Genomic DNA, 15,192 nt, shown 5'->3' on the forward strand with positions numbered 1-15,192 from the left:
ACCGCGCTGCTGCGCGGTTTTTTTTTGATGTGGCGATGTGCGGAATCAGTACATGTCCCGCGGCTGCGCGCCGGAGAAGTTCAAAAAGCGCGTGCTGGAACCCTGGAACGTCAGGCGCACCGTGCCGATCGGGCCGTTACGCTGCTTGCCGATGATGATCTCGGCCGTGCCCTTGTCTGGCGAATCGGGGTTGTAGACCTCGTCGCGGTAAATGAACAGGATCACGTCCGCGTCCTGTTCGATTGCGCCGGATTCGCGCAGGTCGCTCATGACGGGGCGCTTGTTGGGACGCTGTTCCAGGCTTCGGTTGAGCTGCGACAGTGCGATCAGCGGGCAATTCAGTTCTTTGGCCAGACCCTTGAGCGAGCGGCTGATTTCCGACACTTCGGTGGCCCGGTTTTCGCCGGAACCGTTGCCGGACATGAGCTGAAGGTAGTCGATGATGATGAGGCCAAGCTGGCCGCACTGGCGCGCCAGACGACGCGCGCGGGCGCGCACTTCCATGGGACTGAGCGCCGGCGATTCGTCAATGTAGACCTGCGCATCCTGCATGAGCTGGACGGCGTGCGTGACGCGCGGCCAGTCTTCGGCGATCAGCTTGCCGGTACGCATGCGGTGCTGGTCCAGGAGTCCCACGGAACCCAGCATACGCATGGCGAGCTGCACCGCGCCCATTTCCATGGAGAACACCGCCACGGGCAGGCCCTCTTCGATGGCGACGTGCTCTCCGATGTTCATGGAGAACGACGTCTTGCCCATGGACGGGCGGCCGGCCACGATGATCAGGTCGCCACCCTGCATGCCCGACGTCATCTTGTCCAGATCGGTGAAGCCCGTGGGCACGCCCGTCACGTCGGACGTGCTCTCGCGGTGGTAGAGCTCGTCAATGCGCTCGACCACCTGCGTCAGAAGCGGTTGGATCTCCTGGAAGCCGGCCGCGCCGCGCGCGCCTTCCTGGGCGATCTTGAACACCTTGGATTCGGCCTCGTCCAGCAGCTGGCGCGCTTCCTTGCCCTGCGGGTTCATGGCAGCCGACGAGATTTCGTCCGCGATCGACACCAGCTTGCGCAGCATCGCGCGCTCGCGCACGATCTCGCCGTACCGGCGGATGTTGGCGGCCGACGGCGTGTTGTGCGCCAGGGCATTCAGGTAAGCCAGGCCGCCGGACTCTTCGGCCTTGCCCGCGCTGACGAGGGACTCGTGCACGGTGATGACGTCGGCCGGGCGCGCCAGACCAATCAGGCGCGCAATGTGGTGCCAGATCAGCCGGTGGTCGTGACGGTAGAAGTCTTCTTCGAGAAGCACATCCGCGATACGGTCCCAGGCAGCGTTGTCCAGCAGCAGTCCGCCCAGGACCGACTGCTCCGCCTCGATGGAATGCGGGGGGACGCGCAGGTACTCGAGCTGGGAATCGGCGGGTGTGTTCATGGCTTCAATAGTAACGGCTGCAGGATATCCGCGACGCGGAAAAACCCTTGGATGTCGCGCGAGGGGAATCGGGCAAGGATGGGGCGCAGCGGCATGGCGATGCCGCACAGCACGCGCGCCAGGCGCTTCAAGCGGGCCCTGACCTCGGGGTCGGGATTGCAGTCCAGGTAGACATCGAACGCCAGCTTGCCCAGCGTGCGCGCATCTGCATCGCCCAACTTGCGCAGCGAGACCAGCGAGGCCAGCATCTGGAACAGGTCATAGGCCTGCGCCAGCGGCCGCGACAGCGTCGCGCCGATGTTTTCCTCGAAGTCGATGCGCCAGATCTCGCCATCGCGCAGCGTAACGTTGCGGATCTGCGCCCCACCATGCCACATGCCGCGGGCATGGAAAGCGGCCAGATCGGCCGCCGCGGCGCGCGCGAGCCACATGCGCGAGGTGGAGTCTTCGTTGCGGATGAGGTCCGCCAGGTCTTCGCCCACGAACTCCAGCACCAGCAGGTTCTGCTCCCGCCACCACACCTCGGGGACGCGCGACCCCGCTTCCAGCAACTGCGCCAGGCGCTGCCCTTCGTGGGCCAGACCATTGCGCAACAGCACGCTGGGACGCGGAAACTCGCCCAGGAAGACCTTGCAGCCCACGGCGAGGAACAAGGCGCGCACGTAGCGCAGCACATAGCTCACGCTCTGCAGGATGCCGGGCCGGCGCCGCTTGATGATGCAGCGCACGCCATCTATCGTCACATCCCGCACCGAAGGTTCACGCGACGCATCCACGCTGTCGAGCCAGGCTCGCAGGCCGGGCGGCGCGTTGTGATGGACAGGCGGATGAGTCAAGAGGTCCTCTGGAATGACAGCGTAAAACGAGGGTGCGTCGCCGCGCACCATTCAGCACGACATCGGCACAGGGCTGAAAAAAGAAAAAAAGCCGGCGCGCGGGCCGGCTTCTTTTTACCGCGACTGCCGGATCAGGACAGTTCGCCTTCGACCAGAACCGTGATGTCGACCACGACGTCGGCGTGCAGGGCGACCTGGACCGGGTACTCGCCGATGGCCTTCAGTTGGCCATTGGGCAGACGCACTTGGGCCTTTTCGACGGCTTCGAACGAAGCCTTCTTCAGACCTTCGGCGATGTCGGCGTTGGTGACCGAACCGAACAGACGACCGTCAACGCCGGCCTTCTGAACGATCTTGAGCTGGTAGCCGTTCAGGCGCTCGCCCAGGGCTTGGGAAGCGGCCAGCTTTTCAGCCTGGACCTTTTCCAGCTCGGCGCGGCGGGCTTCGAATTCCTTCAGGGCGGCGTCGGTTGCGCGACGGGCCTTCTTCTGGGGAATCAGGAAGTTGCGGGCGTAGCCATCACGCACACGCACGACTTCACCCAGGTTGCCCAGGTTGACGACTTTTTCGAGCAGAATAACTTGCATTTCAGTGCCCCGGATTAGTTGTGGTTGTCGGTGTAAGGCAACAGAGCCAGGAAGCGCGCGCGCTTGATGGCGGTGTCCAGCTGGCGCTGGTAGATTGCCTTGGTGCCGGTCAGGCGAGCCGGGATGATCTTGCCGTTTTCTTGCACGAAGTCGCGCAGGGTGTCCAGATCCTTGTAGTCGATCTCTTCGACGCCGGCTGCGGTGAAGCGGCAGAACTTACGACGCTTGAAGAGCGGGTTCTGCTGCGTGAATTTGCGTTTTTCTTTGCGTTTTCCGAAGAAAGCCATGATATGTGCCTTTATGTTTGAGGGGACGGGGTCAATGCCCACTTCCCCATAACCTATCCGAATTCAGAAGGCGCTCTCGCACCCTGTGTCTCATTGCCATCAGGCCACCTGCGGATCGCGTCCAGCGCTTCCGCTGATCTTGCGCGCCTGCTGCAGATGCAGCTTGATCTTCACCGAGTCCTTGCGGGCGGGAGCCAAAAACCCCTGCACCAGCAATTCAGACCCTAACGCGGTGTTTCTCAAGAGCAGCGCCAGATCTCCCAGTGCCACGGCGGAAATCGTCAGTTCGACACGGCGCGGGTGGCCGGCTTCGATGACTTCCGACTCGTGCGCCAGCAGCATTTCCAGCGCTGGCAAACCGGCGGGTGTGTGGCGCAAAGGCTCGCATTCGAGAACGCGGGCGCTGAGTTCCAGCTTGTTCATCCTGCCTGGTACCGAGGGGACTTGATGCAATGAGCTCTGCGTGAGCCTGCTTACTCGGCCTGAGCCGGAGCAGCTTCCGCCGAAGCCTTGCGGGCTTCTTCGCGCTCGACCGACTTCATCATGATCGACGGGGTGGTCTGGGCCTTCTTGGTCTTGATGACCAGGTGGCGCAGCACGGCGTCGTTGTAGCGGAACGAGTGTTCCAGCTCATCCAGCGTGGCTTGGCCGCACTCGATGTTCAGGCAGACGTAGTGAGCCTTGACGAGCTTCTGGATCGGGTAGGCCAGTTGACGGCGGCCCCAGTCTTCCAGGCGATGGATCGAGCCGCCTTGGCCCGTGACCAGCGCTTGGTAACGCTCGACCATGGCGGGCACTTGCTCGCTTTGGTCGGGGTGAACAATAAACACTACTTCGTAGTGACGCATGAGTAAAACTCCTTGAGGATGTCTTGCTGGCCAAACGTCTTGCACCCGCGCTTTCCATCATGGGTGGATCAACATCATTGACGTTTCGCCGCAAGGGGCAGCCCGCTACCCAAAAACCATGGGTGGTCGAGCAAGAAAGCTCTCGATTATCACCGATTGGGCGGTCGCTTGCAAGCCGGCGTAGGCTTAAGAAATAAGGGACGCGTTTCGGGCAGGTTCCTGCCCGCCAGTTGCAGGCAGGTCGGCGGCGGTGATCGCCCGCGGCCGGTTGACGGCACTGACCATGACGTAGCTGATGATCATGAGCAGGAACCAGGAACCCAGCTTGGCGATGGACACGGCCTGCCAGACCTGCGCCTGGTTGGGATAGCGCCACGCATTGGCGAAGGTGCCGATGTTTTCGGCAAACCAGATGAACAGCGCCACCAGCACGAAGCCCAGCAGCAGCGGCATGCGCCGGTAGACCTGCCAGATCCGGAAATACACCCACGTGCGCGCGAACAGGACGGCGGTCATGGCGAACAGCGCCCATCGGAAGTCCATCACGTAATGGTGCGCGAAAAAGTTCACGTAGATCAGCACCGACAACACGGCGGTCGCGGCCAGCGGCGGATGCGCGCGAAAGCGGAAATCGAACAGCCGCCACACCCGGGCCAGGTAGCTGCCCACCGCCGCGTACATGAAGCCCGTGAAAAGCGGCACACCGCCGATGCGCAGCACGCTGGCCTCGGGATAGATCCACGAGCCGGCGGCGGTCTTGAAGATTTCCATGCAGGTGCCGACCACATGGAACATCAGGATCACGCGCGCTTCGCTCCAGGTTTCCATGCGCAGCGCGAGCAGCGCGGCCTGGATGCCGAGCGCGGCGAGCGTCAGGAAGTCGTAGCGCGCCAGCGCGGCATCCTTGGGATACCACCAGTGCGTGCCCAGCAGCAGCGCGCACATCAGGCCGCCGAACAGACACGCCCAGGCCTGCTTCACGCCGAAGCGGAAGAACTCGTAAAGCGCCACGCCAAAGCGGCCGCGGCTCGCCAGATTGCTGGCCAGCCGCGCTTCCCATTGCTGCAGATCGGCGATGAGCGGCCAGTCGCTGGCCGCCGGGTGGCGCACGGGCGTTCAGCCTTCGACGACGGCGTAGGCCGAGTGGTTGTGAATGGACTCGAAGTTTTCGGCCTCGACGCGATAGCGCGCGATGCCGGGGTGCGCGTTCAGGCGGGCCGCCACGTCACGCACCAGGTCCTCGACGAACTTGGGATTGTCGTAGGCGCGTTCAGTGACGAACTTTTCGTCAGGGCGCTTGAGCAGCCCCCACAGTTCGCACGAGCCTTCGTCTTCGATCAGGCGGATCACGCCGTCCATCGAGATGTCTTCATTCAGGATGGCCGACACCGTGACGTGCGAACGCTGGTTGTGCGCGCCGTATTCGGAGATGGCCTTCGAACACGGGCACAGGCTGGTGACCGGCACCTGGACCACGAGCTCGAATTCGACGCGATCGGCCTGCGCGCGCGCGATCCACTGGACCTCGTAGTCCAGCAGGCTCTGCACGCCGGAGATCGGCGCGGACTTGTTGATGAAGTACGGGAACGATGCCGTGATGTCGCCGCGTTCGGCATGCAGCAGCGGCAGCATGTCGGCCGCCATGGTGCGGAACAGCGCCGGCGTCATGGCCGTGGTGCGGTATTTTTCCAGCAGGGCCACAAAGCGGGACATGTGCGTGCCCTTTTCTTCGGGGGGCAGGGCCACGGTCAGCGTCCAGCTGGCCACCGTGCCTTGCGCCGAGCCGTCGCCGCTCTGGACCAGCATGGGATGACGCACGCCGCGGATGCCAACGCGCTGGATCGGGATATGCCGCGTGTCGGTGGCGCTCTGGACGTCGGGCATCACGATGGCGGGGTCGATCGGAGAATTCATTTCGGCTTACCTGTCCGGGCCGGTCCGCCATGGCGCAACGTGCTGGCCCAGTTGTCTTGAGAAGGGGCTAATTATCGCCCAGCCACGCGCAATGAGAAGGGGTAACCCTACGGCGCCCATGCGGGCGGGGCCGGAACAGTGTGTTTCATTCATGCGTCCGAAGACGCATGTCCTCGGCCGCAAGGATCAGCCGGGATCAGGCCGGCCGGATCACTTCAACAGGTCGGCGTAGCGCGTGCGGATCGACTGCTCGATGCCCACGGCATCCAGGCCGAGCCCCACCAGCAGGGCCGATTGCTCGCCGTGGTCGATGAATTCATCCGGCAGGCCAAGCTGCAGCACCGGAATCAGCACGCCGGCGGCGCTCAGCACCTCGAGTACCGCGCTGCCTGCGCCGCCCATGATGCAGGCGTCTTCCAGGGTGACGAGCGCGTCGTGGCGGCTGGCCAGATCCAGGATCAGGTCGCGGTCGATCGGCTTGGCGAAGCGCATGTCGGCGACGGTGGCATCCAGCTTGCCGGCGGCGCCCAGCGCAGCCTGCACCAGCGTGCCAAAGCCCAGGATGGCGATCTTCTTGCCTTCGCGGCGGACGACGCCTTTGCCCAGTTCAACGGTATCGAGGCTCTGACTTTCAGCCGCGCCGCAGCCCGCGCCGCGCGGGTAACGCACCGATGCCGGACCGGGGTGCTGATAACAGGTCGACAGAAGCAGGCGGGTTTCGTTTTCGTCGGAAGGCGTGGCCACCACCATATTCGGCACACAGCGCAGGAAGGCGATGTCGTAATTGCCGGCGTGCGTGGCGCCGTCGGCGCCCACGATGCCGGCGCGGTCCAGCGCAAACGTGACGTCCAGGTTCTGCAGGGCGACGTCATGGATGAACTGATCGTAGCCGCGTTGCATGAAGGTGGAATAGATGGCGACGACAGGCTTCTGGCCTTCGCACGCCACGCCCGCGGCAAACGTGACGGCATGCTGTTCGGCAATGCCCACGTCGAAATACCGCTGCGGAAACCGCTGTTCGAATTCGACCAGGCCGCTGCCTTCGCGCATGGCGGGCGTGACGGCCACAAGGCGCGCATCCTGCTGCGCCGTGTCGCACAGCCACGTGCCGAACACCTGCGTGAAGGTGCGCTTGCCCGGCGCCTTCGATTGCTGGATGCCGACCGCCGGATCGAACTTGCCGGGACCGTGATAAAGCACGGGATCGGCTTCGGCCAGCTTGTAGCCCTGGCCCTTGCGCGTGACGACGTGCAGGAACTGCAGGCCTTCGAGGGCTTTCAGGTTCTGCAGCGTGGGAACCAGCGCGTCCAGGTCATGGCCATCGATGGGGCCAACGTAGTTGAAGCCGAACTCTTCGAACAGCGTGGCGGGCGTGACCATGCCCTTGGCGTGTTCCTCGAAGCGGCGCGCCAGCTCAAGCACCGGCGGCACGTGCTGCAGCACCGCCCGCCCCACGTTCTTGGCCGTGGCGTAGAAGCGTCCGGACATCAGGCGCGCCAGATAGCGGTTCAGCGCCCCCACCGGCGGCGAGATCGACATGTCGTTGTCGTTCAGGATCACCAGCAGGTTGATGTCGGGCGTGACGCCCGCGTTGTTCATGGCCTCGAACGCCATGCCCGCGGACATGGCGCCGTCGCCGATCACGGCAATGTGCTGGCGCTGTTCGCCCGCATTGCGCGAGGCCACCGCCATGCCCAGGGCCGCGGAGATCGACGTGGACGAATGCGCGGTGCCGAAGGCGTCGTACTCGGATTCGCTGCGCTTCGGGAAGCCCGAAATGCCACCCTGCTGGCGCAGCTTGGCCATGCCGGCGCGGCGTCCCGTCAGGATCTTGTGCGGATAGGACTGATGACCCACGTCCCACACGATGCGGTCGTGCGGCGTGTCGAACACCTGGTGCAGCGCCAGCGTGAGTTCGACGGTGCCCAGGTTGGACGACAGGTGTCCGCCCGTTTTGGACACCGACTCCAGCACAAAGCCGCGCAGTTCATCGGCAAGCTTTTTCAGTTCGCGGCGATCCAGGCGCTTCAGGTCAGCCGGCGATTGAATACGGTCCAGTAAATCTGTCGTCATGCTTTTATGGGGTTCGTTGGCCCGGCCTACCAAGAAGGCCGGGCTGATCTCGGATCAGCGGTCTCGAAGAACGATGAAGTCGGCAAGCTGGGCCAGACGCGCGCCGGCGTCGCCCAGCGGCGCCAGGGCGGCCAGCGCCGCCACGCGCAGTTCCTCGGCAAAGGCCCGGGCTTCGTCCAGGCCCAGCAGGGACACGTACGTAGGCTTGTTTTCGGCGGCGTCCTTGCCCGGCGTCTTGCCCAGGCTGGCGCTGTCCGCGGTGACGTCAAGAATATCGTCGACCACCTGGAACGCCAGGCCCATGGCCTGCGCGTAGGCGTCCAGCGCCTGGCGCGATGCCGAGCTGGCGCCCGCCACGATGCCGCCCAACGCCACGCTGCACGCCAGCATGGCGCCGGTCTTCATGCCGTGCATCATCTGCAGTTCATCGCGCGACAGCGAGCGGCCGACGCTGAACAGGTCGATCGCCTGCCCGCCCGCCATACCCTGGCTGCCGGCCGAGCGGGCCAGCGACTGGGTGGCCTGGACGATCAACGCCGGGGCGATCGGCATGGACGCGATCAGTTCGAAGGCCAGCGGCTGCAGCGCGTCGCCCGCCAGCATGGCGGTGGCTTCGTCGAACTGCACGTGCGTGGTGGGACGGCCACGGCGCAGCGTGTCGTCGTCCATGCAGGGCAGATCGTCGTGGATCAGCGAGTAGGCGTGGATCAGTTCGACGGCGGCGGCCGCGCGGTCCAGCGAGGCCTCGATGGCAAGCACGCTGCCGCTGACGGGGCAGGCCTGTCCGGCGGCATAGACCAGGGCGGCGCGCACGCGCTTGCCGCCGCCGAGCACGGCGTAGCGCATGGCTTCATGCAAGCGGGCAGGCGCCTGATCCGCCGGGGGCAGCAGGTCGTCGAGCACGTCTTCGACGTGGCGCGCACGGCCTTGCAACCACTCGGAAAATGCGAGTTGAGTTTGCTTCATTGGTGTCTTATTCGTCGTCCAGCGCCGCGGGATCCAGCGGCCGCAGCAGGCCGCCTTCGAGGACCTTGACCTGCTGCTCGGCCTGCGCCAGGCGATCCTGGCACACCCGCGTGAGCGCCACGCCGCGCCGGTAGGCAGCCAGCGATTGCTCGAGCGGCAGCGATCCGTCTTCCATGGCCGCGACCAGTGATTCCAGTTCGGCCAGCGCCGTTTCGAAATCCTGGGGCAAGGGACGATCGTCGTTCTGCGGATCAGCTTGAGTGGGTTTGGCCAAACGGGCCTCCGGGGCACTTGGGGGTGGATTAATCCGTGAATTGTACGAGATAGCCAGGCGCGGCCCGGATGCGTCCCATGCCCTAGGCCTGCGTGCCCGCCAGGCCCGCCACCGCCGCCAGGAGCGCCGGGGCGACGTGATCCCGAAGATGCGAAGCCTCCAGCAAGCTGGCCGGCCCGCCGCAGCTCATGACGAAGACGCCTTCGCCTGTGATGGACGTGAACGGCACGGCCACGGCATTGATGCCGGATTGCCATTCGCCGATGGCGCAGCAGCAGCCGGCCTGCGCCAGTTCGGCGCGCGCCCGCGCGATGGCCTCGGGCGCCGGCGCCGCCTGGTCCAGGCGCGCGAGGACGGCGTCGCACTCGTCTTCGGGCAGGCTGGCCAGGTACGCACGCCCCATGGCGCTGTCCAGCGTGGCGCGGTAGCCGACGGGCAGGCGCAGGTACAGCGCGGACGAGCCGTGGATCGCTTCGACGTAGGTCATGGCGTCGCCGTCGAAAGCGCCCAGCGCCACCGCGCCGCCGGTCTCGCGCGCCAGATCGGTCATGGACGCCTTGGCCAGTTCGCGCACTTCCAGACCGGCGAGCAGGCCGAATCCCAGCGCCAGCACGCCGTAGCCGGGCGAATACTTGCCGGTGTCGGGGTGATAGCGCAGGTAACCCAGTTCCGTCAGCGTGTAGGTGATGCGGCTGATGGTGGGTTTGGGCAGGCCGGTCAGGCGCGCCAGATCCAGGTTGCCCAGCGCGGCCACGCCGTGGCGAAAGCAACGCAGCACATCCAGGCCGCGCGCCAGCGCCGTAATGAAGTCAGGGGAATTGGCGCCCTCGCCCGCGCCGGCGGCCCGCTTGCGCCGGGCGGGCAGGCTCAGTTCAAGCTTCTGGTCCGGCTTGGACGGCGGGAGGGTGATGCGCTTGGCGCCAGAAAACGGTTGCATTTATATACGCTTCGTTTTTATAGTTTATTTCGAAAGACAGAATTAAATTCCATATTCCGGAATTTAAAACATCCAAGGAGACCTGGCAAGCGACGTCCCTGCGCGTCAGCCAAGCCAGGCCCGGCGATCCACTCTGACCATGCGACTTCAAGGGGAAAACATGATTCGCAACAGCTTCAAACTGCTCGCCACCCTGGTGCTCAGCGCCGCCGCGCTGGGCGCCCAGGCAGATACGTATCCGTCCCGCCCGATCAAGGTGATCTCGCCCTTCCCGGCGGGCGGCGCCACCGACGTGCTGACGCGCGTCCTGGCCGAGCGGATGGCCAAGAACCTGGGCCAGTCCATGATCGTGGAAAACAAGGCCGGCGCAGGCACGTCGATTGGGGCGGCCTATGTCTCGCGCGAAGCGCCGGACGGCTACACCATCCTCATGGCCACCAACTCGACGCTGGTGACCAACCGCTATCTCTACAAGGAACTGCCCTACGACCCGGACAGCTTCGCCAAGATCGGCATGGTCGGCGTCGGCCCGCTGGTTCTGCTGTCCTCGCCCAAGCGGCCGTTCAACAGCACGCAGGACGTGGTGGCGTACGCCAAGCAGAATCCGGGCAAGCTGACGTTCGCGACCTTCGGCCCGGGCACGTCGTCGCACCTGGCCGGCGAACTCTTCAAGGAACGCGCCGGCATCGACATCCTGCACGTGCCCTTCAAGGGCGCCACGCAGGCCCTGCCCGCCCTGATCAGCGGCGACGTGGACCTGTTCTTCGACATGGTGGCGACCGGCATGCCGCAGGCTGACGCCGGCAAGGTCAAGGTCTTTGCGATCACGAGCCCCACGCGCCTGGCGACCGAGCCCAACGTGAGCACGCTGGCCGAGCAAGGCTATCCCGCGTTCGACATGACCGCGTGGTTCAGCTTCGTGGCCCCCAAGGGCACGCCGGCACCCGTTGTCGAGCGCCTGCAGGCCGCGCTGACCGAAACGCTGAAGGACGAAGCGGTGAAAAAGCGCCTGCTGGACATGGGCATCGACCCGCGTTCGGGCACGGCGGCCGAGCTGGACAAGCAGATCAAGACCGAGCAGCCCATCGTGTCGCAGCTCATCAAGCAGGCCAACATCGTCCTGCAGTAAGCCTGCCTTCATGCCGGTTTCGTGACAAAACGTTCGCGGAGTGCCGGCCCGCGACCGGTGTGCCCGCGGCCCTGCCGCGAGCATGCCTTTCCCCCCGACAGCGCCGTCACGGCCCTGTCGGTTTTTTACGCGCGGTCTAACCCCTGGATACAGAAATCGGCGTCACGTCGCTGCTAAGGTAAGGCGCAGTCACCGAACCATTCCGGGAGCCCGATGCCTCAGACCGAAGACCGATACGCCCGCCTGGACTCAGCCCGCTGGCTGGCTGCGCTGGCCGTCGTTCTGCTGCACAGCGCCGCACTCATCGTCAGCGATCCCGCCGCCCACGGCCGCGGCGCATGGCTGGCCGCCAATCTGTACGACTCCGCCGCACGCTGGTGCGTGCCCGTCTTCGTGATGGTGAGCGGCGCCCTGCTGCTCGACCCCGACAAGCCCCAGGACGCGCGGCGCTTCTACAGCCGCCGTCTTGCGCGCATCCTGGCCCCGCTGCTGTTCTGGACGCTCTTCTACCTGGCATGGCGCACGGGGCTGGACTGGTGGGACGACGGCCGCATCGATTTTTCGTTCTGGCCGCGCAAGGTCGCGCAGGGCGAGCCTTACTACCACCTCTGGTACCTGTACATGATCGTGGGCCTGTACCTGTTCGCGCCGCTGGTCCGCGTGCTGTATGTGCGCAGCACGCCGAAGGCGCGCGCGCTGTGGGTCGTCGGCATCCTGGGCGTGGCGATTCTTGACGCCCTGTACCGCCGCGCGCTCGGCGCGCCGCATGGCTTTTTCCTGACGTGGTTCCTGCCTTACCTGGGCTACTTCGTCGCGGGCCGTCTGATCTTCGATGGCGAGATGCGCGTTCCGCGCCCGGGCCTGATGCTGGCCGCCACCGTGGCCGCGACCGCGTTGGGCGTGACCGTCATGTCCAACGGCCACGTGCTGGACACCTACTTCTACGACTACTTCAGCCTGACGGTGCCGTTCATGTCGCTGGCTGCGTTCCAATGGATCGTGTCCTCGCCGCGATTGCCAAGGCTTGCAGCGCTGGCCCCGTTGACGTTTGGCGTCTATCTCATCCATCCCGTCTTCCTGGATGTCGCGCGCCGCGTCGGGGCTTTTTCGGGCCAGGACCGCGATGCGTGGGTGGTGCCGCTCCTGACGATGATGGTGTTCGCCTTGTCGGCCGCCAGCAGCTGGTTGCTCAGGCGTCATCCGGCCACCCGCCGGCTCGTCTGAAAGACCTACGGGATAAAGGGTTAATCGCGGTTTGCGCGCGGTCAAACCCACCCCGGGATTCACGCGAATGGCCTGCCCTTTTGCCACGGGCGTCGTACAAGCCCTTGGGGTACAATTCACGGCTTATTTGATCGGCCAGACACCGATTTTTCTTCGCGCCAGTACGGATTCAACCAGGCTCGAATTCACGAACAAGGCCCCCGGCACACACCGCGAGGGACCTGGACTTGAACAAAAGCGCCTGGCAAGGCTCAAACCGTCCTGGCTTTTTTATCCGAGCGGAGGGAATCATGACCGACATCGGTCGGATGGCACATGTCGTGCCAGCTCGCACCCAGCTACCCGTCAGCGCTTATTTTGACGAAGCCCTCTTTGCCCGCGAGCAAGAACTCATTTTCAAGCAATCCTCGCTGTACGTCGGCCACCAGAAATTGGTGCCCGAAATCGGGGATTGGCGTACGTTGGTCCAGGAAAACGGAGGGCGCTCGCTGGTTCGCAACCAGCATGGCGTCGAACTCATCTCAAATGTCTGCCGTCACCGTCAGGCATTGATGCTTGGTGGCGAAGCCGGCAACGTGGCCGGCAACTGCAACACGCACGGCAACCTGAAGGCAACTGGCGGCAACATCGTCTGCCCGCTGCACCGCTGGACGTACAACAACCAAGGCGAGTTGTTGGGCGCGCCGCAGTTCGAAACCACGCCCTGCATGAACCTGCAGAAGTTCCGCCTGCGCGATTGCCACGGGCTGCTCTTCGAAGGCCCGCGCGACCCGGCTGCCGACATGGCGCCGCTGTTCGGGCGCCCCGAGTTCGACTTCGGCGACTACGTGCTGGACCACGTTGAAGTGCATCAGTGCAACTACAACTGGAAGACCTTCATCGAGGTCTACCTCGAGGACTACCACGTCGGCCCGTTCCATCCCGGACTGGGGCGTTTCGTCACCTGCGACGACCTGACCTGGGAGTTCAACGACTGGTACAGCCTGCAGAAGGTGGGCGTGCACAACGCGCTGGCGCAGCCGGGTTCGGACGTGTACAAGCAGTGGCACGACCGCCTGCTGTCGTTCCGCGAAGGCGACGCCCCCGACTTCGGCGCCGTGTGGGTCACGTACTTCCCGACCCACATGATCGAGCTCTATCCGCACGTGCTGGTGCTGTCCACGCTGTACCCGAAGGGCCCGCAGGAAACGGTCAACGTGGTCGAGTTCTACTACCCCGAAGAAATCGCTGCGTTTGAGCGCGAGTTCGTCGAGGCGCAGCGCGCGGCCTACATGGAAACGGCCATCGAGGACGACGAGATCGCCGAACGCATGGATGCCGGCCGCAAGGCATTGATGCTGCGCGGCGTGAACGAGACCGGTCCCTACCAGTCGCCCATGGAAGACGGCATGCAGCACTTTCACGAGTGGTACCGCCGCATCATGCAGTCGGTGTAGTCCCCACCGCTTCAGCCCGCATGACAAAGGGCCTTGCGACATCCTTTACGGATCGCAAGGCCCTTTTTTCGTCCAGCGGCGTTGTGCGGTTCAGCGTCCGAGTTTAACGTCCAATAACGCCCGCCACCGTCCTTTCGCCGATCGCCAACCCCACCGTCATGCCGACGCCAGAGTGCATGACCGCCACCGTGGTGGCCGCGTCCACCGGAATCACGGAAAACGGCGCCGGTCCGTGCGCGCCGTAGACGCCTTGCCACCGCTCGACCACGCGCAGCCGCGCACCCAGCGCCTGCGAGGCCAGATCCAGCATGGCGTTGTCGACGGCTTCGTCGTTGAATGGCAACGCGTCCTGCCCATACTGGTGCGAGTCGCCGATGATCAGTTCGCCGTACGGCGTGGGACTGATCAGCAGGTGGATGCCGTTTTCCAGCAGCATCGGCGTACGCGCCTGGATCACGCCGCGCAGCGTCTGCGCCGTCGGCAGGTCCGAGAACGCGCCGTAATGCACGCAGGACAGGCCGGTGAGCAGCGGCCGGTCCAGCGCAATGGGCGCGCCGTCGATCACCGCACGCAGCATCTGCAGGCGCGTGACCTCCAGGTTCAGCGGCGCGAACTGTTCGGGCAACAGGGTCAGGTAATCGTGGCCGGGACACACGAACACATGCGACGCCTTGAAGTCGCCCGCCGAGGTGCTGACTTCGCCGTTTTCCACGGCGCGCGCCAGGGTTCCCGTGATGAAGTCGATGCCCAGCGAGGACTGCAGATAGTGCGTGATGGCCGGCAGCGCCTCGCGCGAATAGATCTGCAGGTCATCGTGGCCGCGCAGCGCCAGGCAGTGGTGGGCCAGCTGGCCGTTGTACAGCGCCCCCACCTCGCGAGCCGACAGCAGGTCGGCACGGTACCCTTCCTGCCGCAGCCGCATGTCCGCGAATTCCCGCAACACGTCGGCCTCATCGGCATTGCGCGCCAGCACCAGCGCGCCATTGGCACGCACATGAAAACCCGCCTTGTCCGCCAGATCGAGCCACAGCTCGCGGGACTGCTGCGCGTGCGACAGCATCGTGCCGGGCGCCTGGCCCGTCACGATGACCTGACCGAAGTTGCGGATCGTCGCGCCGTGCGCCTGGCGGCTGCGCTCGATGACGGCCACGGACAGGCCGCGCTTGGCGGCCGCCCAGGCATGCGCGATGCCGAGCATGCCCGCGCCCACCACGATTACGTCGTAAGTCTTCATTTTTGAACTACTGCGAGAG

16 protein-coding genes are annotated in these 15,192 nt (G+C 64.9%); 3 read left to right on the forward strand and 13 right to left on the reverse strand.

Annotated elements, in window-relative coordinates:
• Window positions 1-45: 45 nt before the first annotated feature.
• From MHZ91_RS02895 to MHZ91_RS02950, 12 genes are all read right to left on the reverse strand, one after another.
• A complete protein-coding gene (locus MHZ91_RS02895) occupies window positions 46-1,428 on the reverse strand; it encodes a replicative DNA helicase (protein ID WP_056322477.1) in 1,383 nt (460 codons plus the stop codon).
• Entirely contained in the window at window positions 1,425-2,264 is an 840-nt protein-coding gene (locus MHZ91_RS02900) for an RIO1 family regulatory kinase/ATPase (protein WP_239212396.1), read from the reverse strand. The genes MHZ91_RS02895 and MHZ91_RS02900 overlap by 4 nt, the downstream gene beginning before the upstream one ends.
• Window positions 2,265-2,395: 131 nt before the next feature.
• Window positions 2,396-2,851 (reverse strand): 50S ribosomal protein L9, encoded by a 456-nt coding sequence (gene rplI, locus MHZ91_RS02905; protein WP_175124660.1) that lies wholly within the window; start codon window positions 2,849-2,851, stop codon window positions 2,396-2,398.
• A 14-nt stretch (window positions 2,852-2,865) separates the two neighbouring features.
• A complete protein-coding gene (gene rpsR, locus MHZ91_RS02910) occupies window positions 2,866-3,138 on the reverse strand; it encodes a 30S ribosomal protein S18 (RefSeq protein WP_006218308.1) in 273 nt (90 codons plus the stop codon).
• Window positions 3,139-3,237: 99 nt separating this feature from the next.
• Window positions 3,238-3,561 (reverse strand): primosomal replication protein N, encoded by a 324-nt coding sequence (priB, locus tag MHZ91_RS02915; RefSeq protein WP_175124661.1) that lies wholly within the window; start codon window positions 3,559-3,561, stop codon window positions 3,238-3,240.
• A 50-nt stretch (window positions 3,562-3,611) separates the two neighbouring features.
• Window positions 3,612-3,986: a 30S ribosomal protein S6 gene (rpsF, locus tag MHZ91_RS02920; RefSeq protein WP_056322467.1), complete on the reverse strand. Its 375-nt coding sequence runs from the start codon at window positions 3,984-3,986 to the stop codon at window positions 3,612-3,614.
• A 186-nt stretch (window positions 3,987-4,172) separates the two neighbouring features.
• On the reverse strand, window positions 4,173-5,096 hold the full coding sequence (locus MHZ91_RS02925; protein WP_175138793.1) for a DUF817 domain-containing protein: 924 nt from the start codon (window positions 5,094-5,096) through the stop codon (window positions 4,173-4,175).
• 6 nt (window positions 5,097-5,102) lie between these two features.
• The gene (gene folE2, locus MHZ91_RS02930; RefSeq protein ID WP_175124663.1) at window positions 5,103-5,900 is read right to left on the reverse strand and encodes a GTP cyclohydrolase FolE2; all 798 of its coding nucleotides are present in this window, start codon (window positions 5,898-5,900) and stop codon (window positions 5,103-5,105) included.
• A gap of 210 nt (window positions 5,901-6,110) precedes the next feature.
• Window positions 6,111-7,973 (reverse strand): 1-deoxy-D-xylulose-5-phosphate synthase, encoded by a 1,863-nt coding sequence (dxs, locus tag MHZ91_RS02935; protein ID WP_175138795.1) that lies wholly within the window; start codon window positions 7,971-7,973, stop codon window positions 6,111-6,113.
• Between the two features lie 54 nt (window positions 7,974-8,027).
• Window positions 8,028-8,939 carry a polyprenyl synthetase family protein gene (locus tag MHZ91_RS02940; protein ID WP_175138796.1) on the reverse strand — a complete coding sequence of 304 codons (912 nt, stop codon included), beginning with the start codon at window positions 8,937-8,939 and terminating at the stop codon, window positions 8,028-8,030.
• A 7-nt stretch (window positions 8,940-8,946) separates the two neighbouring features.
• Window positions 8,947-9,213: an exodeoxyribonuclease VII small subunit gene (locus tag MHZ91_RS02945; RefSeq protein WP_056567431.1), complete on the reverse strand. Its 267-nt coding sequence runs from the start codon at window positions 9,211-9,213 to the stop codon at window positions 8,947-8,949.
• An 82-nt stretch (window positions 9,214-9,295) separates the two neighbouring features.
• On the reverse strand, window positions 9,296-10,150 hold the full coding sequence (locus tag MHZ91_RS02950; protein WP_218345112.1) for an IclR family transcriptional regulator: 855 nt from the start codon (window positions 10,148-10,150) through the stop codon (window positions 9,296-9,298).
• Between the two features lie 160 nt (window positions 10,151-10,310).
• On the opposite strand from MHZ91_RS02950, the gene MHZ91_RS02955 reads away from it, so the two are divergent.
• The 3 genes from MHZ91_RS02955 to MHZ91_RS02965 all read left to right on the forward strand — a co-directional run bounded on the left by MHZ91_RS02955 (window position 10,311) and on the right by MHZ91_RS02965 (window position 13,939).
• Window positions 10,311-11,279: a tripartite tricarboxylate transporter substrate binding protein gene (locus MHZ91_RS02955; RefSeq protein WP_175124668.1), complete on the forward strand. Its 969-nt coding sequence runs from the start codon at window positions 10,311-10,313 to the stop codon at window positions 11,277-11,279.
• Between the two features lie 213 nt (window positions 11,280-11,492).
• On the forward strand, window positions 11,493-12,503 hold the full coding sequence (locus MHZ91_RS02960; protein ID WP_175138797.1) for an acyltransferase: 1,011 nt from the start codon (window positions 11,493-11,495) through the stop codon (window positions 12,501-12,503).
• Window positions 12,504-12,793: 290 nt separating this feature from the next.
• Window positions 12,794-13,939, forward strand: coding sequence for an aromatic ring-hydroxylating dioxygenase subunit alpha (locus MHZ91_RS02965; RefSeq protein ID WP_175124670.1), 1,146 nt, complete (start codon window positions 12,794-12,796; stop codon window positions 13,937-13,939).
• 103 nt (window positions 13,940-14,042) lie between these two features.
• Here the strand turns inward: MHZ91_RS02965 and MHZ91_RS02970 are convergent, their stop codons facing one another.
• The gene (locus MHZ91_RS02970; RefSeq protein ID WP_239212397.1) at window positions 14,043-15,173 is read right to left on the reverse strand and encodes a TIGR03364 family FAD-dependent oxidoreductase; all 1,131 of its coding nucleotides are present in this window, start codon (window positions 15,171-15,173) and stop codon (window positions 14,043-14,045) included.
• Between the last annotated feature and the right edge of the window lie 19 nt (window positions 15,174-15,192).

Origin of the sequence: Achromobacter sp. ACRQX (assembly GCF_022346505.1) — a bacterium.
In the GTDB taxonomy this organism is placed as follows: Bacteria; Pseudomonadota; Gammaproteobacteria; order Burkholderiales; family Burkholderiaceae_B; genus Achromobacter; species Achromobacter animicus.

What these genes read in the sequence shown, in the direction of transcription:
- MHZ91_RS02895 (WP_056322477.1), bottom strand. Translation starts at nt 1,428, where the DNA reads ATGAACACACCCGCCGATTCCCAGCTCGAGTACCTGCGCGTCCCCCCG.
- rplI (WP_175124660.1), bottom strand. Translation starts at nt 2,851, where the DNA reads ATGCAAGTTATTCTGCTCGAAAAAGTCGTCAACCTGGGCAACCTGGGT.
- rpsR (WP_006218308.1), bottom strand. Translation starts at nt 3,138, where the DNA reads ATGGCTTTCTTCGGAAAACGCAAAGAAAAACGCAAATTCACGCAGCAG.
- priB (WP_175124661.1), bottom strand. Translation starts at nt 3,561, where the DNA reads ATGAACAAGCTGGAACTCAGCGCCCGCGTTCTCGAATGCGAGCCTTTG.
- rpsF (WP_056322467.1), bottom strand. Translation starts at nt 3,986, where the DNA reads ATGCGTCACTACGAAGTAGTGTTTATTGTTCACCCCGACCAAAGCGAG.
- folE2 (WP_175124663.1), bottom strand. Translation starts at nt 5,900, where the DNA reads ATGAATTCTCCGATCGACCCCGCCATCGTGATGCCCGACGTCCAGAGC.
- dxs (WP_175138795.1), bottom strand. Translation starts at nt 7,973, where the DNA reads ATGACGACAGATTTACTGGACCGTATTCAATCGCCGGCTGACCTGAAG.
- MHZ91_RS02940 (WP_175138796.1), bottom strand. Translation starts at nt 8,939, where the DNA reads ATGAAGCAAACTCAACTCGCATTTTCCGAGTGGTTGCAAGGCCGTGCG.
- MHZ91_RS02950 (WP_218345112.1), bottom strand. Translation starts at nt 10,150, where the DNA reads ATGCAACCGTTTTCTGGCGCCAAGCGCATCACCCTCCCGCCGTCCAAG.
- MHZ91_RS02955 (WP_175124668.1), top strand. Translation starts at nt 10,311, where the DNA reads ATGATTCGCAACAGCTTCAAACTGCTCGCCACCCTGGTGCTCAGCGCC.
- MHZ91_RS02960 (WP_175138797.1), top strand. Translation starts at nt 11,493, where the DNA reads ATGCCTCAGACCGAAGACCGATACGCCCGCCTGGACTCAGCCCGCTGG.
- MHZ91_RS02965 (WP_175124670.1), top strand. Translation starts at nt 12,794, where the DNA reads ATGACCGACATCGGTCGGATGGCACATGTCGTGCCAGCTCGCACCCAG.
- MHZ91_RS02970 (WP_239212397.1), bottom strand. Translation starts at nt 15,173, where the DNA reads ATGAAGACTTACGACGTAATCGTGGTGGGCGCGGGCATGCTCGGCATC.